A 26,379-nucleotide genomic window follows, 5' to 3' on the forward strand; every position below is an offset into this window, starting at 1 on the left:
CGTCACGCGCCCCCGTCCTGCCCGTCACGGGCGAGCATCTCCAGGTACAGCAGCACCTGCCCCACCGTCAGCTCCGAGCACTCCGCGGGCGTCCAGCCGAACTCCTTCGCCAGCACGAAGCACGCCTTCGCCAGCGGCGCCTTCACCGCGCTGTCCAGGTCGTCCTCGCCCAGGCTCAGCCCGCTGATGGCGTTGACCTTCTCCAGGAGGAACTGCACCAGGCCCGCCGACAGGCTGCCCACCTGCTCCACGGTCAGCTTCGGGGTCACCAGCGCCTGCTGCACCATCAGCACGCTGGTCAGCACGCGCTGCTCCTTCGCGGCCCGCGACACACGCTCCACGTCGCGGATCTGCAGCGGGCGCAGCACCACTTCCCCCGCGCTGCCCGTGGGGGACTCACCCATGCCCGGCTTCAGGACGTTCGCGGGGAGCGAGACAGTGAATGTCCCCGCGGCGCCTGCCAGGAGTTCCTCGGCGGTAAGGCTCGCCATGTCCGACTCCTCCTCCTTCCCGCGCTATGCCGCCGTGGTGTCTTCGACCTTCACCCAGAGGGCCCGGAAGCTGACCTTCTCCATCACGTAGTCATCCTCGGGCAGGCTGTAGTTCCACTCGTCGATGCGCACGCCCGCCACCGTCACCGTGGCCGTAGTCCCCGGCACGCCGGGGTTCTCCAGCCGCAGGCTCAGGTTGAAGGCCGGGCTGACGAAGGTGCCCGCCGGCCGGTTGTCGGCTGCGTCACCCAGCATCAGCTTCAGCAGCGCGCCGTTGACGTGCGCGCGCTCGATGGTGCCGTAGACGTTCATGTTCCCGGGGCGCAGCTCCGTGGCGAAGCGTTGCCCCAGCTCGTGGAAGGGCTTCACGTCGTTCGTCACGCGCACCGTCACGCCGGTGCACCGCCCCACGGGCGTCAGCGAGTACTGGTCCGCGATGGCCTTCGCCTTGTCACCCTCGGGCCCGGAGTCCACCGCCACCGAGATGGTTCCATCCGAACCGCGAAATACCGTGCCAGCCATGTTCTTGCTCCGTTCTTGCGGGACGCGCGGTCAGCGGACCCATCACTCGAGGTTCATGATCACCTTCACGAAATCGATCGAGAAGGTCGGCTGCAGGGTCATCTCCACCAGCGCGATGCCATTGATTTCCTGCTGGCGCGTCGCACTGACCTTGAGCTTGTACGCGGTCAGCATCTCGTCCAGCACCATGCCGGACAGGAAGCCATCGAGCGTGGCCTGCAGCGCCGCGCGCACGCGCGAGTTGTTGAGGCGGCCGATGTACGGATTCGAGCCGATGCGCACGCCCGCCTTCGCGTAGTCCACGATGCGGCGCACGGAGATCTGCTTGAAGGCCCCCGTGTCCGTGGTGATGCCCTTCAGCACGCGGATGCCCAGGTCCTTCTTCAGCGCCAGCACCCGGTTGCCGAGCAGCGACTTCTGCTGCGCGCGCGAGTACTCGGTGGTGACGTCACCCACCGCCACGTCCTTGTTGGTGAGGCTCACGTGCGGCGCCACCGACGAGAGCCGGCCCGCCACCAGCGCGGCGGTATAGGCCGGCGGCAGCCTCGACAGCGGGTTGGCCTGCCCAGCCTTCGCCGCGTCGTCCGCGACGATGCCCGGCGCCACCAGCACCACGCGCGCGGAGGACACCTTCGTCGCGTCCGCGGTGCCAATCGTCGCCGGGTCATCCGTCGAGGCACCGAGCACGGCGATGCGCTCGCGCCCGTCGTTCTCCGTGGCCTCCAGGTGCGCGAGCACCGGCGCCGCGTTGTCATTCGCGTTGGCGCCCGCCACCACCACGATGTTGACGGGCTGGTTGGCCAGCAGCGCGAGTCCGGCGGCGAACTCCGTGTTGGTGGGCGGGTTGCCGTTGGAGGTGACGGTGGTGGGGTTGGCCACCTTGTTGACGAAGCGATTCGCGTCGGCCGGAGCGACGGTGCCCGCCGTCACCAGGACGCTGGCCGCGTTGATGGCTGCGGCGAGCTCGGAGACGGTGGCGCCGGTGTATTCCTCCTTCACGCGCCCGAGGGAAATCTGGAGGCGGGTGCGGTTGTCGTTCGCATCAGCCGGCGCGTTCTTGAACGTCGTCACCACGACCTTGATGTCGTTGCCCCACGTGCCCGGCGTCTTCGCGGTGAGGGCACATACCGGCGTGTCGGTGCCGCCCACGTCCGCGGTGAGGTTCCACGTCGTGGAGGGCATGGTGCCCACCACGTTGGCCACGCGCACGGCGTAGACGGTGGCGGCTCCACCGGCGAAGAGTTGCTCCAGCGCGCGCGTCAGGCTGAGCGCTCCGGTGGTGGGGCCGGTAGCAGGCCACGCGTCGTAGCTGCCGAACGTGTCGAGCGCCTCCGTGTAGCTGCCGAGGAGCTTCACCTCGTTCAGCGGGCCGCGGTTCGCGGTGCCGACGATGCCCACGTTGCCCGTGGTGATTCCGCCGACTCCAATCAGGCCCTCGGCCCGGACGTCGATATACGTCCCGGGGAGGATCATCTCTCCAATCGTCTCACTCATCCTGCGCTCCTCGTCAGCCGTCGTTGTCCCGTCGCTTCACTCCGTGCCTGGCCGCCTCGTGCTCCGCGGCCTCCGCGTGCCCCGCTCAGCCGCTGTCGGGCACCCCCACGTTCGCCGTCACCGGAATCTGGCGGATGACTCCGCCCGACGACTCCGGCCGGTCTACGTCCCGCTCGAACTCGAATCCCAGCCGCGCCGTGCGGCGCCGTGCCTGCGGAGGCGCCTCTCCTGGAACGCCCACGCTGCCAAGGCTTCGCAACTGGATGGAGGTGAGCCGCGCCACCGCCCCGCGCGCGCCGGGGCCGAGCAGCGCCTCCACCACCGCGTCCGAGAGCTGCACCGCCTCCGGCCCCGCGCCCGTGCACGTGTCCACGCGCAGCACGCCGTTGAGCCGCTCCACGCGCCGCTCCCACTGGCCCAGGAAGTACGTCACCTCCACGAGGCCAGACGTGTCCAAGGGGTCGGCGAAGGTCAGCACGCCCACCGTCGGGTCCGCGCTCACCTGGTTGGTCCCCGGCGTTCCTGTCACCACCGTGTACGGCGTGCCCTTCACCGTGACGGTGAGGTCGGACGGGCCCAGCGTGCCCTCGCTGCCGTCCGAGCGCACCAGCCCGCCATGGGGCAGGGTGAGGCGCAGCCGGTCCGGGCTGACCAGCGAGAAGGACGGGTCCTCCGGCAGGCGCGGATTCGCCAGGTCGATGCGCGCCGTCCACGGCAGCGCGCCGGTGATGACGGAGCCCGTGTCTCCCAGCCCGATGCGCGGCCGCGAGGACTCCTCCAGCGACAGCACCACGGCGGGCAGCTCCGTGCCACCGGCGGGCTCCACCACGCCCACGCTCTTGGGCTCGGGCGTGAGCGGCAGCCCGGACAGGTACGACGCCACGGAGGCGAGGAAGGCGGATTCCACCGTCATGGCGCGGCCTCGAAGCGCAGGGCGCGCAGCACGGCGTTGGTGGCCAGCGGCCCGCGCGTGAAGAAGCTCCAGAACGCATCCACGCCCGTCAGCGTGGCCAAGGGAGGCATGGGGTCCAGCTCCGTCCCCGTCGCCGCGTCCACGCCCCGGCACACGGCGCCCAGCACGAAGGCCTTCGCCCACGCGGCGGGGTTGGTGGGGGCAGGGTCCGCCGCCGTCAAATCGAAGCGCACCACCTGCCACGTGCCCGGCTGCACGTTGTTCGCGCGCTTGCGCACCTCAATCGCCGTCCACGGACCGGTGGTGGGGTGGTTGACCGGCGCTTGATACAGCTCCACGTCCACGTGGATGGCCACCTCGTGGCGGTTGTGGACGCGCACGTAGATGGCGTTGTCGTTGCCGGGGCGGATGCGGTCTCCCGCGCGCGCGTCGAGCAGGTTGCCCAGCGGGCCCGTGGGTGAGTTGAGGTCCGCGGCCGGAATCGCGTCCGCCACCGCCCTGCGCAGCACCAGCACGTCCGGCGAGCGGCCGCCCCAGGCCACCGAGCCCCGCCGGCCGAAGTCGTCCAGCCCGTCGCGGATGAAGACGGCGTCGTAGCGCACCGGCGTGACGCGCAGCGCGGCGCGGCGCTCCAGGCTGATGAACACGTCGACGTTGGCCTGGGCCGAGGCGAAGTCCAGCGGGTCCTGCGCGCAGTCGCACAGCGCCATCAGCGCCACGTTGCGGCGCACGGTGAGGGGGAGAATCCAGTCGAAGCGCACCACCGCCGGCTGGCCGGGGCGGATGGCGCCCACCGTCTGCACTCCGGCGCGCTGCCACGCCGAGCCCGCCGTCGGGTCGTTCGGGTAGTTGATGTCGGCGACGTTGATGAAGGGCAGGTTGACCGGGTCGCCCGCGTTGGCCCAGTAGAGGGACACCCGCACGTTGTTCGCCGTGTCGTAGCCGCGGTTGTGCACCTGCACGTAGATGCGGTTGGTGTCGCCGCTGATGGGCTGCTCGGAGATGAACTCCTCGTCCAACTCGGAGCCGTCCGGCAGGTGGCCGTAGCGCTCGGACTGGAGGAAGCGCCGCGCGCGGTCCTCGAACTCGGGCGCGTTCACCTTGACGTCGATGGACTGCCTGTTGTTGTCCAGGTGGTCCGTGGCGTGGGCCGCGGGCAGGCGCGGGTCGCCCGGTGGGCGGTTCGCCGGTGCGTAGGGACGCGAGTCGTCCATCGCGTGGTTGCGGATGGACAGCCGCACCGGCGGCACGCGGTAGTCCTCGTCGGTGACGTAGGGCCCCGGGTCTCCGTTGCCCTGCACGCCGCGGATGCTGGCCTCGAAGCAGCCTCGCGCGAAGCTGGCGGCGCGCAGCGTGTTGGTGACGGGCACCACCTCCAGGTCGTTCACCAGCATGGGGCCGAGTCCGCGGTTGAACGACTTCCACCGCGTGTTGATGGCACCTGCCGCCGGCAGCGGCACCCCCGCGTACTGCGGCAGGCTCCGCGTCACCCAGACGCCGACGAGCGTGCCCGCGAAGAGCACGCGCTCGTCGGTGGGATGGAACGCGAGCGAGGCGACGCCGCCCTTCGGCAACTCGTTGCCGCCGCTGATGTCCTTCCAGGTCGCGCCCCTGTCATGCGACAGCATCACCTTGCCGTTGGTCGCGTATGCCGCCACGGCCACCACCTCCGGGTGGCCCGGGTGGATGGCGAACGCGGAGATGAAGGCCTGTACGCCCGCCGTGTTGAACGGCGTGGTGTGCGTCCACGCGCCGCCGTTGTTGGACGTGGCGAAGACGTCGCCCGTGCTGGTGCCCACGTAGAGGTCGTTGGCCGCCGCCGCGCCCGGACCGAAGGCCATGGCACTGGTCTCCGACATGCCGCCTCCCAGCGGCGCGGTGTACGCGAGCGGCGGCGCGCCGAGCTGATTCCAGTTGGTGCCCGTGTCCGGAGTGATGAACGCCGCTCCCTTGCGCCCCAGCAGCAAGCGCCCGGGCGTCGCCGGGTCTCCGCGCACGAGCCCCCGGAACTCCTGGCCATTGGCCGCGGGGATGCCACCGTCGATGGTGGTGGTCTGCACCTGGTAGTCGTCGATGGCACCCACCACGCCCGTCACGGGGACATCGCGCAGGGGCGTGGTCGTTCCGGCCAGCCCCACCGTGGCGCTCTGCGTGCGCTCCTGGTTGGTGACGACGAACAGGCGCGCGTCCGTGGGGTGGAAGGCCATGGAGCCGCCGTCGCCACCGCCGGCCCGGTACCACGTGGGACCGCCGTAGCTGACGAAGGTGCCGTTGTCCTGCATGCCCCCGCCGAAGATGGAGGGGAATAGCGGGTGCGTGCTGATGTCGATGAACTGCGCGCCGATGATGCCGTAGCTGCGCTTGCGCCACGTGACGCCCGCGTCCTCCGTGAACGAGACGCCGCCGTCGTTGCCCACCCACAGCCGCTGGGGCGCGGCCGACGTGCGCTCGCGCAAGTCGTACAGGATGGCGTGCATGTCCGCGTGCTGCGCACGCAGGTCATGCGTCATGTAGTTCGTCCAGTCGATGAGCCGCCCCCAGGTGCCTCCCGAGTTCGTGCTCTGGTGCAGGTCCACGTATCCGGCCACCACGGTGGCGGGGTTCGTCGGGTGCACGGCCAGCTCCAGGCTGTAGAAGGCCTGGCCCGGGCTCGGGCTCGCCGCCACCAGCGCCGTGGGCGGGTGCATGAAGTTCACCACGCCGCCCACGGGCACGTAGGCGAACGTCGCGCCGCCGTCCGTGGACCGGAGGAGGGGCAGGGCGAACCGGTTGTTGTACGTGACGGGCGGAGAGAACATGTCCTCCGCGAGCGCGTACGCGATGTTCGCGTTGGACGGCGCGAAGGCCAGCCGGATACGGCCCACCGGGTTGAGCGTTGGCGCCGCGTTGGGCCGCGTCGGCGGGAAGCCACCGGAGGTGATCCACGCCACGTTGCCGGAGGAGCGGTTGAAGACGCCGCGGAACACGCCCGTGCCCTGCGCCGCCACGAGCAGCCAGAGGTTGCTCGCGTTGGTGGGGTCCTGAGCGAGCGCGACGTCGGTCAGCATCGTCATCCCCGTCGGGAGCACCTCCCGCGTCGCGCTGGTGCCCTCGAAGCGCCACAGGCCCGTACTGCTGGCGGCCCAGATGCGGTTCGGGTCTCTCGGGTCCACCACGATGCGCGTGTACCGGAAGGCCGCGCCGGGGTTCGGCGTCGCCTGGAACTCGTCGCCGTCCGCGAGCCGCTCGAAGGTGGCGCCCGCGTCGCGTGAGCGGAACAGGCCGATGCCGCCGGTGGCGTTCACCGTCTTCTCGCCCGTGCCCACGTAGATGAAGCGCCTGTCGCTCGGCGCCACGGCGATGCTGCCCACGGGGACGATGCCCAGGTCGGCCTCGCCCAGCGGCTCCCACGTGTTTCCCTGGTCCGTCGTGCGCCACAGGCCGCCCTCGGCCGCGCCCGCGTAGAACGTGTCGAGCTGCACCGGGTCCTGCGCGAGCGCACGAATCGCACCGCCCACGTTGCGCGGGCCGAGCGGCGTCCACCCGTCACCGGAGCTGTCCGCGGGGGCCGACTTCGCATGCTGGAGCGCGTCCCAGATGATGTTGGTGACGGAGATGTTGCCCGCCACCGTCATCTCCAGGCGCCGCTGCTTCTCCCACTCGCGCATGAGCGGACGGCTTCCGCCCTCGGGCACCGGCGGCCGTCCCTGCGTGGGGTTGTTGTCCGGCAAGTCCTCGTCCGCCACCGCGTTCACCTCCTCTCACCGCACCGCGACTCGAGGGCCGCGGCAGTCAGGGCTCACGTCACTGCAGGGCCACGGGCTCCGGCAGGTCGAACAGGTAGGCCAGGGCCCGGCTCAGGTCCTGGTGGCTCGGGTTGCCGGGCGCGCTGCCGGCGGGGTCGGCCATGTTCGTGTTGCGGCTCGCGCGGTCCAGCCACTCGCGCAGCAGCGGCACCCAGCCCTGCGCGTTGCTCACCGGCTCGCCCGCGGGCGCGCGCGGCGGCACCCAGGCCGGGTCTCTCGGCTGCGGCAGGGCCGTGTCGTACTGCGCCGGGTCTCCGCCCTTCTCGCTGCGCGCGCCGCCGGCCACCAGCATGCGCCACTCGTTCATGCGGCGGCGGTCCAGGCTCCAGTTGCGGAACACCTGGTAGACCTTGGACACGCCCGGGTCCACCGCCGTCCCCGAGCCCGCGGCCTGCCGGCCCTGGAGCTCCGGCACGCTCCGGTTCGCCTCGGTGAGCAGGTGCGGCGTCATGCCCAGACACAGCAGCGCGCCCAGGTCCGCCGCCAGGTCCATGACGTTGCGGCCGCCCACCACGCCCGGCGGCACGCGCGGGTCCGTCACGTACATGTACCCGTCGGCGCGCTCCAGGTGCGGGCCCACGCGCGCGTACTCCTTGCGCGAGGTGATGGCCGGGTTGAAGGCGTTGTCCACCCACAGCTCCCGCTCGCCGACGACGCGGGTGACGGTGCGCACCTGGCCCTGGATTTCAATCTGGTCGCCCTCGTCGAAGAAGAAGTCGAAGCCGGTGTTGAAGCCCGTCACCACGGTGCCGGCCGTCGTCACCTCGCCATCGCCCTTGGCGCCGTCGTCCTCGGGGGCGGGGGACTCCACCGGCCCCTTCGCGCCGAAACGCACGGACTGGTACGGCTTGTCCGCGTGGTGCAGCACGTACGTCGTGTTCTCCGCGGTGGTGCCCAGCTTGTGCCAGACGTCCGTGGGCAGCGGCACGGTGATGCGCTTCTGCGGGTGGTTCTCCTTGAACGTCGCGCCGGTGGGCAGCGGGTACTCGCGCTCGCCGTCCGTCGCGTAGACGAGCGCGGCCCGCAGCTTCAGCGTCTCGCCTCCCGGGCCGGTGAGGTTCTGGTTGAGGTACTCCGCGTACTCGCGCGCGCTCATGGGCGCGATGGGCGCCTCAATCGTACGCACGGGATCGCCGATGCCGGAGAAGCTGAAGTCCAGCCGCGACTGCTCGGAGCGGACGTACAAGTCCCCGGGGCCTTCCCACCACAGCTTGAGCAGCGCCCGCTCGCCGGAGGGGTAGTGCAGGCGGTCCAGCGCCGTCGGGTCTCCACCCGGCAGGCTCCACAGCGTGCTGTCGTCGAACACGCGCACGAAGTGCGGGCGGTCCGCGGGGAAGGGCTTGGGCTGCTCGGGAATGCGCGCGTCGCGCAACTCGGGGGCCTTGGCTATCCACTGCCAGATGAGGAGGCCCGCGACGGCCAGCGCCACGATGATGAAGACCGCCAGCCCCACGTCCGGACCGATGAGGCGGAAGACGCCGACGATCAACATCAGGACGAGGCCGATGACGGCGAAGATGAACGGCATGCCGTAGATGAGGCCCAGCGCGCCGCGCGCCTTGTGGTCCGTGGCCATGTCCACGATGCCCTTCACCGTGAAGACGCTGGTGGCCAGTCCCCACGCTCCGAAGACGATGCCCCAGCGCACCCACGTCGGCGGGTCCGCGCCCAGCGTGGCGAAGAAGGTGATGGCCAGGATGGCGGACAGACCCGTGGTGGCGAGTCCCGCCGCGTGCAGCCCCTCCACACCCTTCGTGGTGAGGGCCGCGAGCCAGATGCCGTAGAACGCGGTGGGAATCAGCGCGAGCGTCATGGGCAGGGTGAGTGCCTCGAACCAGGCGCGCTCCTCCACATCGTCCAATTCGCGCTCGAAGAACTGCCGCGCGTGGGGCATCGCCGCCATCAGCGGCACCATGCTCATCAGCGGCAGCATCAATGGCGTGAGGAAGAAGAACCAGCGCCACGCGCCCCAGCCGTAGCCAATGGCCAGCACCGCGTTGCGGTAGAAACCGTAGCCGTCGCGGATGAAGTCCACGTCGAGCGACGGTGGCTTGTGCTCGAGGAACTCCGCCTCGAAGCCGCCGAAGCCCACCGGCCGGCCCGTCTGCGCGTTGTACACGCGCTCCATCGCGTCCACGTACGCGGCGAAGAAGGCGCCGGGCACCTCATTCACCGTGGGCCACCACACGTCCCAGTCCTGGCCCTCGCGCGTGCCGCCGCGCAGCAGCACCTGCTGCGCCACCTTCGCGTCGATGGTGCCCTCGCCACCCTCGTGGCTGAACTTGCCCCGCGTGCTGTAGTTCTGGTGCCACTCCAAATCGTTGATGTACGGGTGCGAAATCACGTCGCCCGCGATGTGGCACAGGTGGCCCAGCACGTAGCCGGCCAGCAGCCGGGCCTGGTCCTCGGTGGCGCGGCCCTCGGACACGGCGCGGCGCACCTGCGTCCAGAGCTCCAGGGCGAACGTCGTCGTCTTCGCCACCACGGGCTCGCGGTGGCTGTCCGGGTTGCCCTTGTGGACGGTGTCGAAGACCCAGCCCTGGCCCTTGGCGAAGAGGGCCGCGAAGGCCGGGATGTCCGGCCCCATGGAGCCCATGACGGAGAAGCGCGATACGCCCTGGCCCAGCGGCGTGGCGTAGACGGTGGTGTCGGTGGGGTACTGGATGGCGGGCGCCGCGTTGGCGTTCTCGGACATCAGCCGGTGCGCCTGGTCCGCGAGGTACCAGAGCCGGTACTCCAGATCCGTCAGGGTGGCGCCGGTGTTCAGCTTGGTGCGCAGGGTGTCGCGGATGTTCGCGAGCCGCTCGCGCGCCAGCAGCATGATGGTCTTGTGGGTCAGGACGGCTGGCATGGCATCACCCCACGGACACCGAGCCGCTCACCGAGCCGCCGCTGCCGGGCGCGGGGAGGGCCTGCTGGAGGCGCTGCAGCGCCTCGGTGGTACGGTCCAGCCCCTCGTCCACCTGGGCGGCCAGGTCATCCAGCGCGTCCAGCACGGGAGCAATCAGGTTGTCGAGGTTCAGCGCCTCCAGCGCCTTGATGATTTCGTCGTAGATGGCGATGGGCGATGCGAGCAGCTCGCTCGCCTTCAGCTTGGCGACGACGCGGTCCTTCGTGGCCTTCAGCGCGGTGAGGATGGCGCGCAGCGTGGCCAGCGGGTCGAAGGCGAGCAGCTCCGCCTTCAGCGCGTCGAAGGACGCCAGTGAAGGCGCCAGCAGCGCGGACGGCGCGAGCGCCTGGATGCCGGCCTTCGCCGTCTCGTAGATGGACTGGAGCCCCTGCCGCAGCGGCGCCAGGTCCAGCGCGGCGGCGATGGACTGCACGTCCGCGATGGCGTCCTTCACCGGGGCGACGATGAGGTCCACCAGCGCGGCGATGCGGTTGCGCACCGCGCTGACCACGGGCGTAAGCAGGTTGGAGAGCCGCACCGGGTCCAGCGTCTGGAGCACCGCGAGCAGCGCCTCGCGCAGCCCCGTGTCCAGCGAGGGGATGCCCAGCGTGCGCAGCAGGGACTTGAAGAAGTCGCGCACGGCCTGGAAGGGCGAGAAGGCCTCGCCCAGCCGCCGCACGCCTTCGTCCACCTCGGAGAGGCCGGTGGCGCGAAGCGAAGCGGTGCGGCTCGCGGCGGTGTCCAGCAGCGCGAGGTAGCGGGTGCGGTTCTGCGTGAGCGCGGCCAGCCGCCGCTCCGCGTCCAGCCTGTCCACCAGCGCCTGGATTTCATTCACCACCGCGAGCTGCCCGGCCCCTGCGGCCCGGCCGCGCAGCACGCCCACGGAGGAGCGCAGCGCGGCGGTTCGCTGGCCCACGCGCGTGGAGAGGCCCGCGAGGTCCAACCCGCGCACGGACGTCTGCGTGGCCAGCACCGCGTCCGCGATTCGCGCCGTCCTTCCCGCCAGCGCGCCCGCGCCGGAGTCACCGCCGAGCCAGCCCAGCACCACGTCGAAGGTCCACGGGTGGATGCGCAGCCCCGTGCCGGAGAGCAGTGTGGTGAAGAGCGCGCCCAGGCCGCCGGACAGCTTCAGGTTCGGCACCCGCGTCAGCAGCGTGCGCAGCTCCGACAGCGCGGCCTCCAGTTGCGGCCGGATGAGCGCCGGGTCCACGCGCTCCATCAGGTCCTTGAGCTGCGTGGCGAGCAGATCCAACGAGTCGTCCCACGTGTCCAGCTTCAGCTCGCCAAGCACCTTGTCCCGCGCGGCCTTCAGCCGGTTCTCCAGCGGGGTGATGAGCGCGGCGGGCGAGTACGCGTCCACCGCGGTCAACACCTGCGCGAAGGCATCGTCCAGGGGCTGGAGCGCCGCGTGCACGTCGAAGGCGCCCAGCGAGCCCTTCACGCGGTTGATGGCGTCCTCCACGGGTTGAAGGGTGAGGCGCGGCAGCAGCTCGTCCGCCTTGGCGGAGATGCGCGCGAGCTGCGTGTCGATGGGCTCCTCGAGCTGTCGCGGGTCCGCCTTGCGCACCTCGGTGATGAGGCTCTCGTACTTGACCTGCAGGTCGTGCAGCGCGTCCTCGATGGGCTTGCGGAGCTGGAACTTCCCGTCCGGGCCAATCTCGAACCAGCCCTCCACGGTGTCCTTCACGCCCGGAATGTCGATGGCGCGGATGGGCGCGGCGGCCTTGTCCACCTCGGCCTTGATGTCGTCCGGGAGCATGCCGAAGGGCACCAGCTCGAAGGCGTCCGCCGCGGTGTCGATGACGTCCACCGCGGTGTCGAAGTACGGCCGCATCTGCGCCTGCGCGAGCGTGTTGGCGAAGCCGCGCACGTTGTCCGCCACCTGGCCCACCACCTGGTCCAGGTGCAGGGACTCGATGAACGCCTCGGCGTCCTTCAGCAGCGCCAGCACCTGCGCCTTGAAGGTGTCCACCGCCGTTTCCGTCTGCGTGAGCGCGGTGTTGACGGTGCCCGCCACCGTGCCCAACGCCGTCTCCACGTCCTCCACGAGGTCGCGGATGGCGTTCATGACGTCGGTCAGCGGCTGCAGCGCGTCGCGGATGGCGTCGGCGATGGTGCCGAAGGGCAGGGCGGCCACCGCCTGCCGCACACCCTCCAGCGCGGCGCGCGCGGAGTTGATGACACCCGTGATGACGCTGGCGAGCTGGTCCACCACACCGGTGACGGCACCGAGCCCGTCGGTGATGGGCCGCGTCACCGCCGTCAAATCGAGCGCGGTGATTTCCGAGGCGATGCGCGCGGCCTGCCCCTCCACCAGCGTGAGCAGCGCGTCGAGCTGCATGGCCGGCCCCGGAGGCACCTGCAGCGACAGCATCGGGCGCAGCGCGTCCACCAGCGCGCGCATGGCGCTGGAGATGGGCGTGGTGTCCACCGAGCGGAGCAGCGCCGTGGCCGCGGCGACCTCGGCTTCCACTTGCGCCACGTCCATGTGGACGAGCGTGGCCTCGCCGAAGCCCAGCGAGCGCGCGAGCAGCTCCTCCAGCTCCGTCATCCGCCGCACGGCGTTGCGAAGGGCCGCCTTCGCCGCGTCCACCTCGCCCGCGTTGTCCAGGTCGATGCCGGCGATGAACGTGGAGAGCAGCGCGCCGTCCGTGCCGAGCGACGACTCCAGCGCGCCCACCGCCTTGCCCACCGTGCCCGAATCCAACTGGCGGGCCATCAGCGTGGTGAGCCGCTCCGCCTCCGCGAGCGAGGACTCCAGCGCCATCAGCGCCGCCACCGCTCGCGCGCTGCCCACCGCGGCGGGCAGCAGGTTGGCCACGGCGCTCGCGCCGCTGAGGTTCAGTCCGGACGCGCCCGCCACCGTGCGCAGCAGGTCCGCCAGCGCGCGCAGCTCCGGCGCACCGCCCAGCAGGTCGCTCATCCGCAGCAGCGCGGAGAGGATGCCGCCGTCGCCCGGGGCCTTGAGCACGTCGCCCAGCCGCGTCGTCAGCTCGCGCAGCCGCGTGGGCAAATCTTGAGCGGTGACGGTCTCCACAGCCTGGAGCGCGGACTCCAGCGGGCGCACCACGTCGCCCGCGCCCGGAAGCTGGGCCAGCAACGGCGCTACCTGCGAGGCGAGCCGAGACACCGACGCGCTGACGCCGGACGCGTCCACGCGCGCCGCGCCCTGAGACACCTCGCCCAGCCGCGAGTCCGGCGCGGGCGGCGTGGCACCCTCGAGGGTCGACGTGGGCCCGGTGAGCGCGGACAGCAGCGTCGACACCAGCCCGCTCGCGTCCAGCTTGCCCTGGACGTCGGTGATGGGGGCGGCCACTCACGCACCCCCGAAGAGCGCGGCCAGTGGCGACAGCAGGCTACCGGCGTTGGACAGGTTCTCCTTCAGCGAGTCCGCCGCCTCCTTCACCGGGGAGAGCAGGTCGCCCACCTGCGGCACGTCCGCGGCGATGGCGGGCAGGTCCAACCCGTCCAGTCCCAGCTCCGCGAGCAGGTCCAGCTCCGCGTCCAGCTCCAGCCCCAGGTCGGCGCCCAGGCCCGGCGGCTCCGGAGGCTCGGTGTACTCGCGCAGGATGATTCGGTAGCGGAAGACCTCCGGCGCGGACGCGTCCTCCTCGAAGGACAGCTCCTCGATGAGGACCTGCTCCAGCTCGGACTCCTTGACGATGTCCGCCACGAAGTCCACCGGCTCGCCGGCCTGGAACTTCGAGCGCAGCTCCGCGAGGAAGGTGTCGCGTGTCTCGTCACCCCAGAGCGAGCCGGTGATCTCCACCGCCAGGGCGCCGCGCCCCAGGTCCTGGTGCAGGTCGCCCGAAAGCCCCGCCACGGGCAGCACCGCGAGCCGCCGGGACTCCAGCGACGCGATGCGCTCGATGTGCGCCGGCTCCCAGCCGCCGATCATCGGACGGACAAGCACTCACAGCCCCCCTTCGCGCGTGCTGCGTGAACCCGCGGACGGCTCTGCGTGTGACTTTCAGTGAAACCTATCGTACCGCGAGACAACTCGCAAACCACGCCCGCACGGGTTGTACTGGTTGATTCACCCGTCGTGCCGGGTATTTCGCGAAATTGAACGGATGAGGCGCCGTTTCTTCGCTTCAGGCCAGGGGGCGCTGCGCCGGGGCCCGATTTCTCGGCCCCGGCGGTGGTCGCCTCGGCAAGAACTGACTTCGGTAACTCAGTTGCCGCCGAGCAGGTCCGACGAGAAGGCGAAGGCGCCGAGCACGTACGGCATCCCCGCCTCGCGGTTCGGGTGCTTGAAGTACCAGCCGGTGATGAGGAGGAGCGTGGGCTTGTTGAACAGCGTGCCCTCGCTCGTGTTCAGCGAGTACGCGGCCATGGGGCCCACGCGCATGTGGCTGTTGTCGCCGACGGCGAGGCCCGCGCGCTCCGCTTCACCGTACCGGGGGAACACGGCGCTGAAGCGCAGGCCCACCACCCACTGCGGAGAGGCGAGCATGAGCAGGTCGGTGTCGTTGGTGAAGAGCCATCCCTTGCCGGGCACCAGCGTGTCGAGCAGCCCGTCGTAGAACGTGGCGCCCTCGCCCTGGCGCAGGTCCACGTTCCAGTACTCGATGGAGAACTTGGTGCGCAGGACGAAGTTCCTCAGCTTGCCCTGGACGGTGGGCTCGACGAGGAAGTGGTGTCCGGAGGTGCTGTACGCCTCGTCCTCGCGCAAGTCGCGCGCGTCGTCCGAGAAGTCCGCCTGCGCGCCGGGGTACGACTGGAGGAAGCCCATCGTGCCGAAGTAGCTGACGTACTCGTAGCCGGCGCGCACGTTGAGCATGGCCACCGGCTGGACCTCCACCAACGGCCCCACCTTCACGCCCGCGGGGTTGGCCTTGAGGCTGAGCGCGCCGCTGACGAAGGTGTCGCGCATCAGCATGGACTCGCTGTCGAAGAGGCGCTTCTGCAGCACGAGCCGGTTCTGCGTCTCCAGACCAATCGGGTTGTAGCGGACGAGGCTGAGGCTCGCGAGGTAGAGGCGCACGTTCGGAATGGGCGCGAGCGGGGCCTGAACGGGCGGCGTGGGGGACTGCGGCGTCTGGGACGCCTCGGTGTCGGTCTGCTGCGCGAGCACCGGGCTGGAGAGGCCGAGACACAACGACAGCGTGAGCAGGGACAGCGCGGTATGTGGCTGCATCAGGACACCTTCTCTGGGGTGGGGGAAGGGGAGAGCGCCGGGGCGTCCTGCGTGCCCTCGCGGCCGCGGCTCACGACGAAGCCGAAGGCGGCGGCGGTGAAGTACATGATGAGGCTGTAGATGGCGGGCGGTATCGCCATGGTCGGATTCGCGAGCAGCGTGGGGCTGAGCGCAATCGCCATGGCGAGCATCCCGTTGTGGATGCCGATCTCCATGCCGATGGCCACCGCTTGACGCCGCGGCAGCCGGAGCAGCAGCGGCAGGAAGTAGCCCACCCCCATGCTGGCCACGTTGAAGGCGAGCGCGGCGGGCCCCACCTGCCGGAAGAAGCCGAGCATGTTCTCCCGCTCCTGATACACGGCGCCGCCGATGACGGCGGCGAGGAAGAGGACGGACAGGAGGCGGATGGGCCTGTCCAACGCCTTCGCCGCACCGGGCCGGCGCGAGCGGACGAACATCCCGATGCTCACCGGGACCAACACAATCGCGACGACCTGGATGACCTTGCCGAACTGCATGGGCACCGCGCGCCCCTCGCCCAGGAAGTGCGCCATCGACAGGTTGATGATGAGCGGCAGGGTGACGAGCGTGAGCGCGCTGTTCACCGCCGTCAGCGTGATGTTGAGGGCGACGTCCCCGCGCGCCAGGTGGCTGAAGAGGTTCGCCGTCGCGCCGCCGGGCGAGGCGGACAGCAGCATCAGCCCCACGGCCAGCTCGGGAGGAAGGTGGAACGCGTGCGCCACCAGTGCGCACACGGCGGGCAGCAGCAGCATCTGGCTCATCAGCCCGACGAGCACCGCGCGCGGATAGACGATGACGCGCTTGAAGTCGTCCAGCGTCAGCGAGAGCCCGAGCCCGAGCATGATGATGCCCAGGGCCACTGGCATGAGGACCGCCGTGAATACGTTCGTCTGCATTCGCCCCCCGGAACGCTCGTGTGTCCAGCGTTGGACATGGGAGCGTCGCAAACTCGGGCGCGTCGCTTCAAGCCACCCCCCCATGTTTGGGAAATGGCTCGCTGCGTCAGTGATGCAATGCGGTGGCGGTTATTGCGTGGCGGCGGATCCACCCCGGCGGCTCGAGGTGTCGAAGCGGCGGAAGAAGCTGTCCGCGTTCCACTTCGGGGGCTCGGGCGCGTCCGCCACGCTCCGCGCGAGGCCGGCGAGGAGCTGTACGAACTTCGCCGCGCCCTCCTTGTCCATGGGCTGCGACAAGTCATCCGACGGCGCGTGGTAGCGCTCGGTGTACCAGGCCTTGAAGAGCTTCTCCTCGGGCGTGTCCTTGTCGAAGCCGAACTTGAAGGCCAGCGCGGGCACGCCCTTCAGGATGAAGGAGTACTGGTCGCTGCGGATGAAGCGCATCTGGTTGGGGTCCGGGTCCGGCACGAGCGTCACGCCCTGGGCCGCGGCCACCTGCTGGAGCGCCGCGCCGAGCGAGGACTCCTCCTGGCCCAGCGCCATCAACCGCTCGAGCGGGAAGAGGGGCAGGAACATGTCCAGGTTGAAGTTGGCCACCATGCTCGAGGTGGGCACGGGAGGCCGGGCGGCGAGGTACTTCGAGCCGAGCAGTCCCTTCTCCTCGCCCGTCACCAGCGCGAAGAGCACCGAGCGCTTCGGCTTCGTGGCCTGGAGCGCGCGCGCCACTTCGAGCACCGCGGCCACGCCCGTCGCGTTGTCCATGGCGCCGTTGAAGATGCGGTCGCCCTTCACGGGCTCGCCCACGCCCACGTGGTCCAGGTGCGCGGAGAGGACGACGTACTCCTTCGCCAGCGTCGGGTCGCTGCCGGGGAGCACGCCCACCACGTTGGCGGACTTCAGCGGCGCGTCGACGAACTCGGCGCGGGCCTCGAGGCGCACGGGCAGCTCGAAGTGGGGCAGGGGTTTGTCCGCATCCGCGAGCGCGAGGAGTTCCTTGAACGTGTGCGGGCTGCCCGTGAAGAGCTGCTCGGTGCGCGCGGCGTTGAAGGTGACGCCGAGCTTCATGCCCTGGTCCTCGTTGAGGGCCGGGTCGGCGAACTGCATCGACGGCATCTTCCGCGCGCCGGCGACGCGGGACCAGGGCACCTCCAGGTGCTTCGGGTTCTGCAGGACGACGACGCCCACCGCGCCGGCCTTCTTGAGGGCCTTGGTGCGCTGCTCGCTGGACGCGTAGTGGGCGCGCAGCGGACCGGAGATGCTGGACGGGCCGCCGCGGAGGATGACGGCGACCTTGCCCTGGAGGTCCAGGCCCGCGAAGTCGTCATGGCCGGCCTCGGGGATGGACAGGCCGTAGCCCACGAAGACGAGCGGCGCGTCCACGGTGCCCGTCTCGCCCGTGCGGGAGGAGATGATGGCGTCCGTGCCCAGGACAAGGGGCACCTTCTTGCCGTTGCGGACGAGCGCCAGACGCGAGCGCTCCTCCACGAGCCGGCGCGACACCAGCTCCATCTCCTGGAGGTACGAGTCGCCGGACACGGGCTTCACGCCCAGCGTGGCGAGCTGCTCGGAGACGTACGTGGCGGCTTTGCGGTAGCCCTCGCTGCCCGTGTCTCGGCCCTGCAGCGAGTCGCTGGCGAGGAAGCGGACGTGGCTCCACCAGCGCTCGGCCTCGGGAGAGAGCGCGGCGGATGGAGGAGAGGTCGTGCCCTTGGCGGCCGGCACAGCGGACTTGGAGGCCGGAGCCGCCGCGGCGGGCTGCGCGGCGTGAGCGGCCGGTGCGGCGAGGAGGGCAAGCACGGGCAGGAGCGGGGGACGGAGCATGGTGGAGGGCTCGCTTGGTGGGCCAGGGGGACGGTGGCCGCCGCGGGGCCAACATCATGGGCGACGAGGCATTCCGCTGCACCCGCCAGCCGGGGCCACGCGGGCATGTCTCGACGATACGGAAATCCGGGTTTGGCCCGACGTGCTCGCGCGCGACTCCAGCCCGATTCTCGACGGAGGGGGCGGAGCCTTCGCCCGAGACAACGACGCCCTGCGTCAGGTAGGAGGGAAGGCCATGAGTCGAGTGCTGGGTGAGCTGTTGGAGCTGCTGAAGCTGGAGCCCATCGAGGAGAACCTCTTCCGCGGCCGGAGCCAGGACCTGGGCTTCCGCAACCTCTTCGGCGGTCAGGTGCTGGGGCAGGCGCTGTCAGCGGCCAGCCAGACGGTTTTGCCGGAGCGCCATGTCCACTCGCTGCACGGCTACTTCCTGCGCGCCGGGGACGTGGGTCTGCCCGTCGTCTACACGGTGGACCGGGTGCGCGACGGAGGCAGCTTCACCACGCGCCGTGTCGTCGCCATCCAGAAGGGCCAGCCCATCTTCACGCTGATGGCGTCGTTCCATGTCGACGAGCCGGGCTTCGCGCACCAGGCGAAGATGCCCGACGTGCCGGGCCCCGAGGGGCTGTCCACGGATTTGGAGTTGCTGCGCCGCCAGTCGCACCTCATCCCCGAGCGCCTGCGCGAGAAGTTCCTCTGCGACAAGCCGATTGAGATTCGCCCCGTCGCGTACGTGGACCCGTTCCACCCCGACAAGCGCGAGCCCGTGAAGCACGTCTGGTTTCGCGCGGACGGCGCCATGCCGGATGACCCGCAGGTGCACCGGTACGTGCTGGCCTACGCGTCCGACTTCAACCTCATCAGCACCGCGCTGCTCCCGCACGCCACCAGCTTCTTCCAGGCGCACATGCAGGGCGCCAGCCTGGACCATGCCCTCTGGTTCCACGGGGACCTGAAGGTGAACGACTGGCTGCTGTACTCCATGGACAGCCCCTGGGCCGGCAACGCGCGCGGCCTGTCGCGAGGGAGCGTCTTCACCCGAGATGGACGGCTCGTCGCCTCGGTGGCGCAGGAGGGGCTGCTGCGCATCGTCGAGAAGGGGAAGGGCGGGCAGAAGCAAGACGGGTGAACGTTCTCCCTGTCCTGGCAGACGGCGTGAGGCCGTGTAGTCCCTGAGTCGCCGCCCGTCTCCACACTGGGTGTTGACTCTCCACACCACTCTGTGGGGTCGAAACCACCCTCCCACACGGGAATATCTACAGGGGTTACAACTATCCGGGACCACTGGGGTTTTCCGGACATGGCACTCGCATTGCTCCTTGCGTGGTCGATTCACACCCCCCGAGGCCATGCGTGTCTAGAACGAAATCCTGGGAGCTCTCCCGTCGCAGCGTGCTGCGCGGTGCCGCCGGCGCAGTGCTCGCGCTTCCGTGGCTCGAGGCCATGGCGCCTTCCGTCGCCCGGGCACAGGCCGCCGGTACGCAACCCCCGCTGCGCTTCGTAGGCATGTTCCACTCCGCGGGCGTCATCCCGGACCAGTGGTTCCCCACCGCGGAGGGCTCCAGCTATGCGCTGCCCGCGAGCCTCTCCCCGCTGGAGACGGTGAAGAATGACGTGCTCGTGCTGAGCGGGCTGCGGCTCGGCAGCTGGGACTACTTCGAGAGGACGCACGAAGGCGGCTTCTGGATGATGCTCACCGCGAGCGAGCAGATTGTCGCGGGCGCCACCGACTCCATCGACCAGGTGATTGCCAGCGCCACGTCCTCGCAGGTGCGGGTGCCGTCGCTCACGCTGAGCGTGGAGAACAACGGCTATTACAACCCGGGCTACCAGGACTCGAACAACGACGGGTACATCGACCCGAAGACGTCGTCGTACGACGACACGCAGGACCACTGCAGCGGCGGCGAGCAGTGCATGGTGACCTTCGCCAAGGGCCAGCGCCTGCCCAACACCTACAACCCTCGTGTGCTGTTCACCCGGCTCTTCGGCTCGCTGACGCCGACGGGGCCCACGGACGCGGAGCGGCGCATCTGGACGTACCGCCGCAGCGTGCTGGACCGCGTGACGTCGCAGGCGAAGTCGCTGCAGGGCCGGCTCGGCCAGGCCGACCAGATTCGCCTCGACGAGTACCTCTCCGGCATCCGCGCAATCGAGCAGTCCATCCAGAAGGCGGAGCAGGGCAACCCGGCGCCCGCATGCAGCCCGGGCGCGCAGCCGGTGGGCATCCCCATGGACCGCACCGCGTACGCGGACCTGATGTGCGACCTCATCGTGAAGGCCTTCGAGTGCGACGCCACGCGCGTGGCCACGCTGATGCTCGGCATGTGCGTGAGCCCGATGACCTTCGTCGTCAATGGGCGCACGTTCTCCCATCACGGGGACGCGTCGCACCACGGCAATGACGAGGTGAAGAAGGCCGCGAAGGTGGAGATCGACAAGTGGCAGGTGTCGCGGCTCACGCACCTCGTGCAGAAGCTGAAGGCGGTGCGCGAGGGCGACGGCACGCTGCTGGACAACGTGGCCGTCTACTACTCGAGCGACATCTCCAACAGCGACTGGCACAACCACTACGACATGCCCGTCATCCTCGCGGGCCGCGCGGGCGGCGCCTTCCGTCCGGGGCGTCACGTACGCGCGACGAACAAGCGCTGCGGTGACGTGCTGCTGTCCATCCTCCAGGCCTTCGGCATTCCGCGCGGCAGCTTCGGTCCGCTCGCGCAGGCGCCGCTGTCCGGACTGGCGTGAGGGGAGGGAACCATGCGCGCCAACAAGCTCCTCTTCGGACTGCCGCTGCTGCTCATCTCCTGCTCGAGTGAAAAGCCCACGGGCCCCACCACGGAAGGGCCCGGGCCTTCTCCTTCCGCGCTGAGCTGCTCGGACGGGGCCCACGCCCTGCGCCGCCTCAACCGCGCCGAGTACGACAACACCGTGCGGGACTTGCTCGGCGAGACGAGCCGGCCCGCGTCCACCTTCCCGGCGGACCCCACGGGCGCGGGCTTCGACAACGAGGCGAGCCTGCTCAGTGTCTCGCCCGCGCTGGTGGAGGCGTACGAGGCCACCGCGGGCCGCCTCATCGACCAGGCCTGGGCGCGGGACGTGGCGGCAACCCCGTCCGGCGCCGCCGTGCGAATCGAAGCCGAGTCCGCCAGCGCGACGACGGGCGGGGCGGAGTCGAACGGCACGGTGTGGAACCTCTGGTCCAACGGCGACCTGACGGCGACCTTCAACTTCGCGAGCGCGGGGGACTACCAGCTCGCCGTGCGCGCGTGGGGCACGCAGGCGCCGCCGGACCCGGTGAAGATGGACTGGCTGCTGGACGGCACGGTGGTGGCGTCCTTCGACGTGCCGGCCACCACGGCCACGACGTACACGCGGACGGTGAAGGTGTCGGCGCCGGGGCAGAAGCGCTTCGCGGTGCGCTTCACCAACGACACGTATGACCCGAACACGTCCACGGACCGCAACCTCCTGGTGGACTGGCTGGAGGTGAAGGCGCCGGCCTCGACGGGCGGCACGGCCGAGCCGGCCCTGCGCGTGTGCGACCCGGCGAAGGTGGGCGAGCAGCCGTGCGCGCGGCAGATGGTGGAGCGGCTCGCGCGCAAGGCCTGGCGCCGCCCCGCGACTGCCGCCGAGGTGGACCCGTTGATGGAGGTCTACACGCTGGTGCGCTCCTCGGGAGACAGCTTCGAGCTGGCGACGAAGTTCGCGCTCCGGGGCGTGCTGCTGTCGCCGAACTTCCTCTTCCAGGTGGTGGAGACGCCGGCTCCGGACTCGGGCAAGCGCGAGCTGACGAGCCGCGAATTGGCCTCGCGCCTCTCGTACTTCCTCTGGAGCAGCCAGCCGGACGCGGAGCTGACCGCGCTGGCGGACGAGGACAAGCTGAAGGACCCGGCGGTGCTGGAGGCGCAGGTGCGGCGGATGCTGAAGGACTCGCGCTCCGAGGCCCTGGTGCAGAACTTCGCGGGCCAGTGGCTGGGGCTGCGGCAGGTGGACGGCATCAACCCGGACCCGGCGCTCTTCCCGCAGGTGGACACGGCGCTGAAGCAGGCCATGCGCGAGGAAGGGGAGAGCTTCTTCCGCACCTTCCTCCGCGAGGACCGCAGCGCGCTGGACATGCTCGACGCGGACTTCACCTTCGTGAATGACCGGCTCGCGGACTACTACGGGCTGCCGAGACCGGGCTCTGCTTCGGCCACGCGCGTGGCCGTGACGGACGGGCGGCGCGGAGGATTGCTCGCGCAGGCGGGGTTGCTGGCGCAGTCGTCGCTGGCCACGCGGACGTCGCCGGTGCGCCGGGGCAAGTGGGTGCTGGGGAAGCTGCTGTGCGCGGAACCACCCCCGCCGCCGCCCGGCGTGGAGGGCCTGCCCACGACGCTGCCTCCCGGGGCGACGCTGCGCCAGATTACGGAGGCGCACCGCTCGAATCCCTCGTGCGCGGGGTGTCACAACGTGCTGGACCCGATTGGCTTCGGCCTGGAGAACTACGACGCGGCGGGAGGCTGGCGCGTCGTGGACAACGGCTCGCCGGTGGACTCGGCGGGCAACTTCCGGGGCACCGCCTTCCAGGGGCCGAGGGAGCTCGCGTCCATCCTCAAGGCGGACCCCGCGTTCGCCACGTGCATGAGCCGCAAGGCGCTGTCCTATGGGCTCGGCCGTGAGCTGACGGATGCGGACGACCCCGTGGTGCTCAACGTGGACGAGCACTTCGCCCAGGGCGGCTATCGCCTGCCGGAGTTGCTGGTGGCCGTCGCGCTCAGCGAAAGCTTCCGCAACCGCTGCCCCGTGCCCGCGGCACCGTGACGTGACACACCCGGCGCCGTGCGATTCGAACCGCACGGCGCCGGAGCTGCATCCGTTCGTGCAGTCATCCAAGAGGAGCTGGGCAAGCGAGCGCCAGGCCCCTTCGGGGAGGTTCCTCCGAAGCAGTGCGGGCCGTGTTTCCCTGGCATCGAGGAAGAGGGCTAGGGTTCGCGTCCTCATGGCCTGGTCCCGATTCGCACTGACGCTACCGCTCTGGCTCACGACGGCATGTTCCTCCTCGACGAACCCCTCCGCGGGTCCGCAGGCCGCCCAGCCGGTGCGCCCTGCGTCGAGCTCCGCCGTCCGGTCCGCGCCCGCGTCGTCATCTTCCACCGAGGGCACGGAGCGGGGCGGCGCACGCAACCCGTTGTCCGAGGAGCAAGAGCGCCTCCTGAAGGAGCGCATCATCCTGCTCTCGGGCCCCATCGATGACGCGATGGCGAACCTCGTCGTGGCGCAGCTTCTGTTCCTGGACTCGGAGGACCCGAGCCAGGACATCCAGCTCCGCATCGACAGTCCTGGAGGCAGCGTCACGGCGGGGCTGGCCATCTACGACACCCTAAAGTTCGTGAAGGCCCCGGTGTCCACCCTGTGTACGGGGCAGGCGGGTCCACTGGCGGCCCTGCTTCTCGCGGGTGGCACCAAGGGCAAGCGCTACGCCGTGCCGACCTGTCGCATCATGATTTCCCGACCCGTGGCCATCCCGAATGGGAGTCCGCAGGATCAGGAGGTCGTGAAGGCGGAGGTCGCGCGCATGAAGGCACGCATCGAGGAGGTGCTGGCACACGACACCGGGAAGACGACACAGCAGATCAGCGCCGATACCGAACAACCGCGCCACATGAACGCGGAGGAGGCCCGGGCCTACGGAATCATCGATGGCATCCTCGCCTCGGGTTAGGCTCGCTCGCGTCTCTTCCGGACGGAGGTCAGGACCATGCGCGCGGTGGTGTTCCAGCACGAGGCACACGAAGGAGTCGGCCTGCTGGGGCCGGTGCTGGAGGAGGTGGGCTTCAAGCTGGTGAACCGGTTCCGCACGGTGCGTCGCGAGGACGTGGACGCGGACCTCCTGGTGGTGATGGGCGGCCCCATGGGCGTCTACGAGGCGGACCAGCACCCCTTCCTCCACGAGGAACTGGCCATCCTCACCGAGCGGCTCGCCAATGAGCGCCCGTGCCTGGGCGTCTGCCTGGGCGCCCAGCTCATCGCGTCCGCCGCCGGCTCCGAGGTGTTCCCCGGCAAGAATGGCTTCGAGGTGGGCGCCGCCCCCGTGCGCTGGACGCAGGACGGCCTGAAGGACCCGGTGCTTGCCGGCGTGCGCCAGAAGACCGTCGTGGCCCACTGGCACGGAGACACCTTCAAGCCCGTGCCCGGCGCCACGCTGCTGGCTTCAACGGACCGCTACTCGCAGCAGGCCTTCCGCCTGGGCACGTCCTACGCCTTCCAGTTCCACCTCGAGCTGACCGCCGCCGAGCTGGGCGGCTGGTTCGACATCGAAACCGAGGACCTCCAGCGGCGCGGCAAGGACCTCCAGGAACTGAAGGCCCAGCTCCCCAAGCTCAAGGCCGCCGAGACGGAGAACACCGAGTTGCTCCAGCGCCTCGCACGGCACTTCGCGCAAGTCGCGGCCGCGCGCTGACGGCTCACTCCTCCACGAAGTCCAAATCCCTGCCGAACGTCTCGTCGATGCCGCGCAGGGCCGCGAACGCAGCCACCAACGCCGCGCCGCCCACGCACAGCGCAGCGCCACGCAGGCCGAGCGACGGCGTGGCGAGCTGCAACCCCGAGGTGAGCAGCACCGTGGAGCCGCGGATGAAGTTGGGCACCGTGGTGGCCGCCGTGGCGCGCAGGTTGGTGCCGAACTGCTCCGCGGCGATGGTGACGAGCACCGCCATGTACCCGGCGGAGAACCCGAGCACTCCGCAGCACGCATAGAAGGCCCACAGCGACGTGCCCCCCACCGTGAAGAGCGCCGCGGTGCCCAGCACGCCCAGGAGCAGGAACACCGCCACGCTGCGCTTGCGGCTCCGCGTGAACTGGCTGAACAGGCCGCTGGCCAGGTCGCCCAGCACCGTGCCCACGTTGCCCACCAGCACCGCGTGCGCCGCCAGCGGCACCTCCTTCATCCCCAGCGCCTTGCCGAACTCCGGCGCGAAGGTGATGAGCACGCCAATCACGAACCAGATGGGCACGCCCACCAGCACCACGGACAGGTAGCGCCGCGCGGACGGGCCTGGCTTCAACAGCCGCAGGAAGTTGCCCCGCTGCACCGCCTTCTCCTTCAGCGCGGTGAAGAGGCGGGGCTCGTGCACCGTCAGCCGCAGGCACAGCAGCGCGAAGCCCAGGCCACCGCCAACCATATAGGCCGTACGCCAGTCCAGCCGGCTGCCCACCAGCGCGGCGGCGATGGCGCCCATCACCCCGTTGGTGGCCACCAGCGTCGTGCCGTAGCCCCGGTGCTCCTTCGACATGAGCTCGCTCACGAGCGTGATTCCGGCCCCGAGCTCACCCGCCAGCCCCACGCCCGCCAGCACTCGCAGCACCGAGTACTGCTCCATCGTCTGCACGAAGGCGTTGGCGAAGTTGGCCGCCGAGTACAGGAAGATGGACCCGAAAAGCACGGAGAGCCGTCCTCTCCGGTCTCCCAGCACGCCCCAGAGGATGCCGCCCGCCAGCATGCCGAGCATCTGCATGTTGAGCAGGTGCACGCCCGCGCTCATCCGCTCGGTCGCCGCGACTCCAATGGCTTCAAGGCTTTGCGCGCGCACCACGCTGAAAATCACCATGTCGTAGATGTCGACGAAGTAGCCGAGCGCGGCGACGAGGATGGCGAGGCGGGCTGCCCGTTGGAGGTCAACCGGAACTGAGGTGGCGTTCATATGTGGCCATCATCCACCAGGGGTGGTCACCCAGGACAGGTGGAGGAGGGCAAGGCCGCTCTCCTGGCTTCACCTCTTCGATATCGTCTATGCAACAATCCGTATCATTCGGTAGGGGATGAACGTCCCCGCCCCGAACACACCGGCACCGCCGGGGGGAACGGAGTACGGATGTCCTGGTTGAGCAGTCTGGTGGTGATGTTGCTGACGCAGCTCCCGGCGGACGGGACCGCGCAGCTCCAGAAGGTGGACGGGGTGATGCCCGCGCTGCGGCGGATGGCGGCGGACCCCGAGGTCATCCAGGCAGTACGTGCCCAGAATGCGCGCCGTGTTCCGCTGACCACCATCCAGTCGGAGGACGAGACCTGGCGCGCCAGCCCCATGCTCACGCCCTTCAAGCAGCGCGTGCTGGACACCGCGTGCTCGCGCGTCCTGAACCGGCACCGCGAGAAGCTGGGCCGCGTGGTGGCCGAGGCCTTCGCCATGGATGACCAGGGCGCGCTGGTGGGCTCCACGCGCCGGACCTCGGACTACTGGCAGGGCGACGAGGCCAAGTGGCAGGTGCCCTTCAGAAAGGCCCAGACGCTGCGCGAGAAGCCCTTCTTCGACGAGTCCTCCCAGGCGTACGTCATCCAGGTCTCCCTGCCAGTCAGCGACGGTGGGAAGACCATCGGCGCCCTCACCATCGGCCTGTCCCTCCTGGACCTTTGACCCGTAGCTCCCGCTC

The 26,379-nt window shown here is 70.1% G+C and carries 18 protein-coding genes; 6 read left to right on the forward strand and 12 right to left on the reverse strand.

Annotation, left to right across the window (positions count from 1 at the left end; all coding sequences use genetic code 11):
* Positions 1–2 precede the first annotated feature (2 nt).
* The 11 genes from ACVTJA_RS26890 to ACVTJA_RS26940 form a co-directional block, all read right to left on the reverse strand.
* Complete coding sequence (locus ACVTJA_RS26890; protein ID WP_465823780.1) at positions 3–491, reverse strand: hypothetical protein; 489 nt, start codon at positions 489–491, stop codon at positions 3–5.
* Positions 492–515: 24 nt separating this feature from the next.
* Positions 516–1,013, reverse strand: a complete 498-nt coding sequence (locus ACVTJA_RS26895) for a hypothetical protein (protein WP_465823781.1) — start codon at positions 1,011–1,013, stop codon at positions 516–518.
* Positions 1,014–1,055: 42 nt separating this feature from the next.
* Positions 1,056–2,507, reverse strand: coding sequence for a phage tail sheath C-terminal domain-containing protein (locus tag ACVTJA_RS26900; protein ID WP_465823782.1), 1,452 nt, complete (start codon positions 2,505–2,507; stop codon positions 1,056–1,058).
* A gap of 85 nt (positions 2,508–2,592) precedes the next feature.
* The gene (locus ACVTJA_RS26905; protein WP_465823783.1) at positions 2,593–3,420 is read right to left on the reverse strand and encodes a hypothetical protein; all 828 of its coding nucleotides are present in this window, start codon (positions 3,418–3,420) and stop codon (positions 2,593–2,595) included.
* Positions 3,417–7,145: a hypothetical protein gene (locus ACVTJA_RS26910; RefSeq protein WP_465823784.1), complete on the reverse strand. Its 3,729-nt coding sequence runs from the start codon at positions 7,143–7,145 to the stop codon at positions 3,417–3,419. Before ACVTJA_RS26910 ends, ACVTJA_RS26905 begins: the two co-directional genes overlap by 4 nt.
* A gap of 58 nt (positions 7,146–7,203) precedes the next feature.
* Positions 7,204–10,056 carry an MFS transporter gene (locus tag ACVTJA_RS26915; RefSeq protein ID WP_465823785.1) on the reverse strand — a complete coding sequence of 951 codons (2,853 nt, stop codon included), beginning with the start codon at positions 10,054–10,056 and terminating at the stop codon, positions 7,204–7,206.
* Between the two features lie 4 nt (positions 10,057–10,060).
* Positions 10,061–13,411: a hypothetical protein gene (locus tag ACVTJA_RS26920; RefSeq protein ID WP_465823786.1), complete on the reverse strand. Its 3,351-nt coding sequence runs from the start codon at positions 13,409–13,411 to the stop codon at positions 10,061–10,063.
* Entirely contained in the window at positions 13,412–14,008 is a 597-nt protein-coding gene (locus ACVTJA_RS26925) for a hypothetical protein (protein WP_465823787.1), read from the reverse strand. It abuts the gene before it with no gap.
* Between the two features lie 261 nt (positions 14,009–14,269).
* Positions 14,270–15,235 carry a hypothetical protein gene (locus ACVTJA_RS26930; RefSeq protein WP_465823788.1) on the reverse strand — a complete coding sequence of 322 codons (966 nt, stop codon included), beginning with the start codon at positions 15,233–15,235 and terminating at the stop codon, positions 14,270–14,272.
* Positions 15,235–16,152 (reverse strand): bile acid:sodium symporter family protein, encoded by a 918-nt coding sequence (locus ACVTJA_RS26935; RefSeq protein ID WP_465823789.1) that lies wholly within the window; start codon positions 16,150–16,152, stop codon positions 15,235–15,237. Before ACVTJA_RS26935 ends, ACVTJA_RS26930 begins: the two co-directional genes overlap by 1 nt.
* Positions 16,153–16,281: 129 nt before the next feature.
* Positions 16,282–17,973 carry a M28 family metallopeptidase gene (locus ACVTJA_RS26940; protein ID WP_465823790.1) on the reverse strand — a complete coding sequence of 564 codons (1,692 nt, stop codon included), beginning with the start codon at positions 17,971–17,973 and terminating at the stop codon, positions 16,282–16,284.
* Positions 17,974–18,208: 235 nt separating this feature from the next.
* On the opposite strand from ACVTJA_RS26940, the gene tesB reads away from it, so the two are divergent.
* The 5 genes from tesB (at position 18,209) to ACVTJA_RS26965 (ending at position 24,412) form a co-directional block, all read left to right on the forward strand.
* On the forward strand, positions 18,209–19,099 hold the full coding sequence (gene tesB, locus ACVTJA_RS26945; RefSeq protein ID WP_465823791.1) for an acyl-CoA thioesterase II: 891 nt from the start codon (positions 18,209–18,211) through the stop codon (positions 19,097–19,099).
* Positions 19,100–19,323: 224 nt separating this feature from the next.
* Entirely contained in the window at positions 19,324–20,718 is a 1,395-nt protein-coding gene (locus tag ACVTJA_RS26950) for a DUF1552 domain-containing protein (protein ID WP_465823792.1), read from the forward strand.
* A 12-nt stretch (positions 20,719–20,730) separates the two neighbouring features.
* A complete protein-coding gene (locus ACVTJA_RS26955; RefSeq protein ID WP_465823793.1) occupies positions 20,731–22,773 on the forward strand; it encodes a DUF1592 domain-containing protein in 2,043 nt (680 codons plus the stop codon).
* Positions 22,774–22,951: 178 nt separating this feature from the next.
* Entirely contained in the window at positions 22,952–23,674 is a 723-nt protein-coding gene (locus tag ACVTJA_RS26960) for an ATP-dependent Clp protease proteolytic subunit (RefSeq protein WP_465823794.1), read from the forward strand.
* 36 nt (positions 23,675–23,710) lie between these two features.
* Positions 23,711–24,412: a glutamine amidotransferase-related protein gene (locus ACVTJA_RS26965; RefSeq protein ID WP_465823795.1), complete on the forward strand. Its 702-nt coding sequence runs from the start codon at positions 23,711–23,713 to the stop codon at positions 24,410–24,412.
* A gap of 4 nt (positions 24,413–24,416) precedes the next feature.
* Here ACVTJA_RS26965 and ACVTJA_RS26970 read toward each other — a convergent pair whose 3' ends face one another.
* The gene (locus ACVTJA_RS26970; RefSeq protein WP_465823796.1) at positions 24,417–25,652 is read right to left on the reverse strand and encodes an MFS transporter; all 1,236 of its coding nucleotides are present in this window, start codon (positions 25,650–25,652) and stop codon (positions 24,417–24,419) included.
* 171 nt (positions 25,653–25,823) lie between these two features.
* Here ACVTJA_RS26970 and ACVTJA_RS26975 point away from each other — a divergent pair, with 171 nt between their 5' ends.
* Positions 25,824–26,363: a PDC sensor domain-containing protein gene (locus ACVTJA_RS26975; RefSeq protein ID WP_465823797.1), complete on the forward strand. Its 540-nt coding sequence runs from the start codon at positions 25,824–25,826 to the stop codon at positions 26,361–26,363.
* Positions 26,364–26,379 lie beyond the last annotated feature (16 nt).

The sequence above is a fragment of the Pyxidicoccus sp. M6 genome (assembly GCF_055568925.1).

Bases quoted from the DNA above. Each gene is read 5' to 3' on its own strand.
- ACVTJA_RS26890 (WP_465823780.1), bottom strand. From the start codon at position 491: ATGGCGAGCCTTACCGCCGAGGAACTCCTGGCAGGCGCCGCGGGGACA.
- ACVTJA_RS26895 (WP_465823781.1), bottom strand. From the start codon at position 1,013: ATGGCTGGCACGGTATTTCGCGGTTCGGATGGAACCATCTCGGTGGCG.
- ACVTJA_RS26900 (WP_465823782.1), bottom strand. From the start codon at position 2,507: ATGAGTGAGACGATTGGAGAGATGATCCTCCCCGGGACGTATATCGAC.
- ACVTJA_RS26905 (WP_465823783.1), bottom strand. From the start codon at position 3,420: ATGACGGTGGAATCCGCCTTCCTCGCCTCCGTGGCGTCGTACCTGTCC.
- ACVTJA_RS26915 (WP_465823785.1), bottom strand. From the start codon at position 10,056: ATGCCAGCCGTCCTGACCCACAAGACCATCATGCTGCTGGCGCGCGAG.
- ACVTJA_RS26930 (WP_465823788.1), bottom strand. From the start codon at position 15,235: ATGCAGCCACATACCGCGCTGTCCCTGCTCACGCTGTCGTTGTGTCTC.
- ACVTJA_RS26935 (WP_465823789.1), bottom strand. From the start codon at position 16,152: ATGCAGACGAACGTATTCACGGCGGTCCTCATGCCAGTGGCCCTGGGC.
- ACVTJA_RS26940 (WP_465823790.1), bottom strand. From the start codon at position 17,973: ATGCTCCGTCCCCCGCTCCTGCCCGTGCTTGCCCTCCTCGCCGCACCG.
- tesB (WP_465823791.1), top strand. From the start codon at position 18,209: ATGAGTCGAGTGCTGGGTGAGCTGTTGGAGCTGCTGAAGCTGGAGCCC.
- ACVTJA_RS26955 (WP_465823793.1), top strand. From the start codon at position 20,731: ATGCGCGCCAACAAGCTCCTCTTCGGACTGCCGCTGCTGCTCATCTCC.
- ACVTJA_RS26960 (WP_465823794.1), top strand. From the start codon at position 22,952: ATGGCCTGGTCCCGATTCGCACTGACGCTACCGCTCTGGCTCACGACG.
- ACVTJA_RS26965 (WP_465823795.1), top strand. From the start codon at position 23,711: ATGCGCGCGGTGGTGTTCCAGCACGAGGCACACGAAGGAGTCGGCCTG.
- ACVTJA_RS26970 (WP_465823796.1), bottom strand. From the start codon at position 25,652: ATGAACGCCACCTCAGTTCCGGTTGACCTCCAACGGGCAGCCCGCCTC.
- ACVTJA_RS26975 (WP_465823797.1), top strand. From the start codon at position 25,824: ATGTCCTGGTTGAGCAGTCTGGTGGTGATGTTGCTGACGCAGCTCCCG.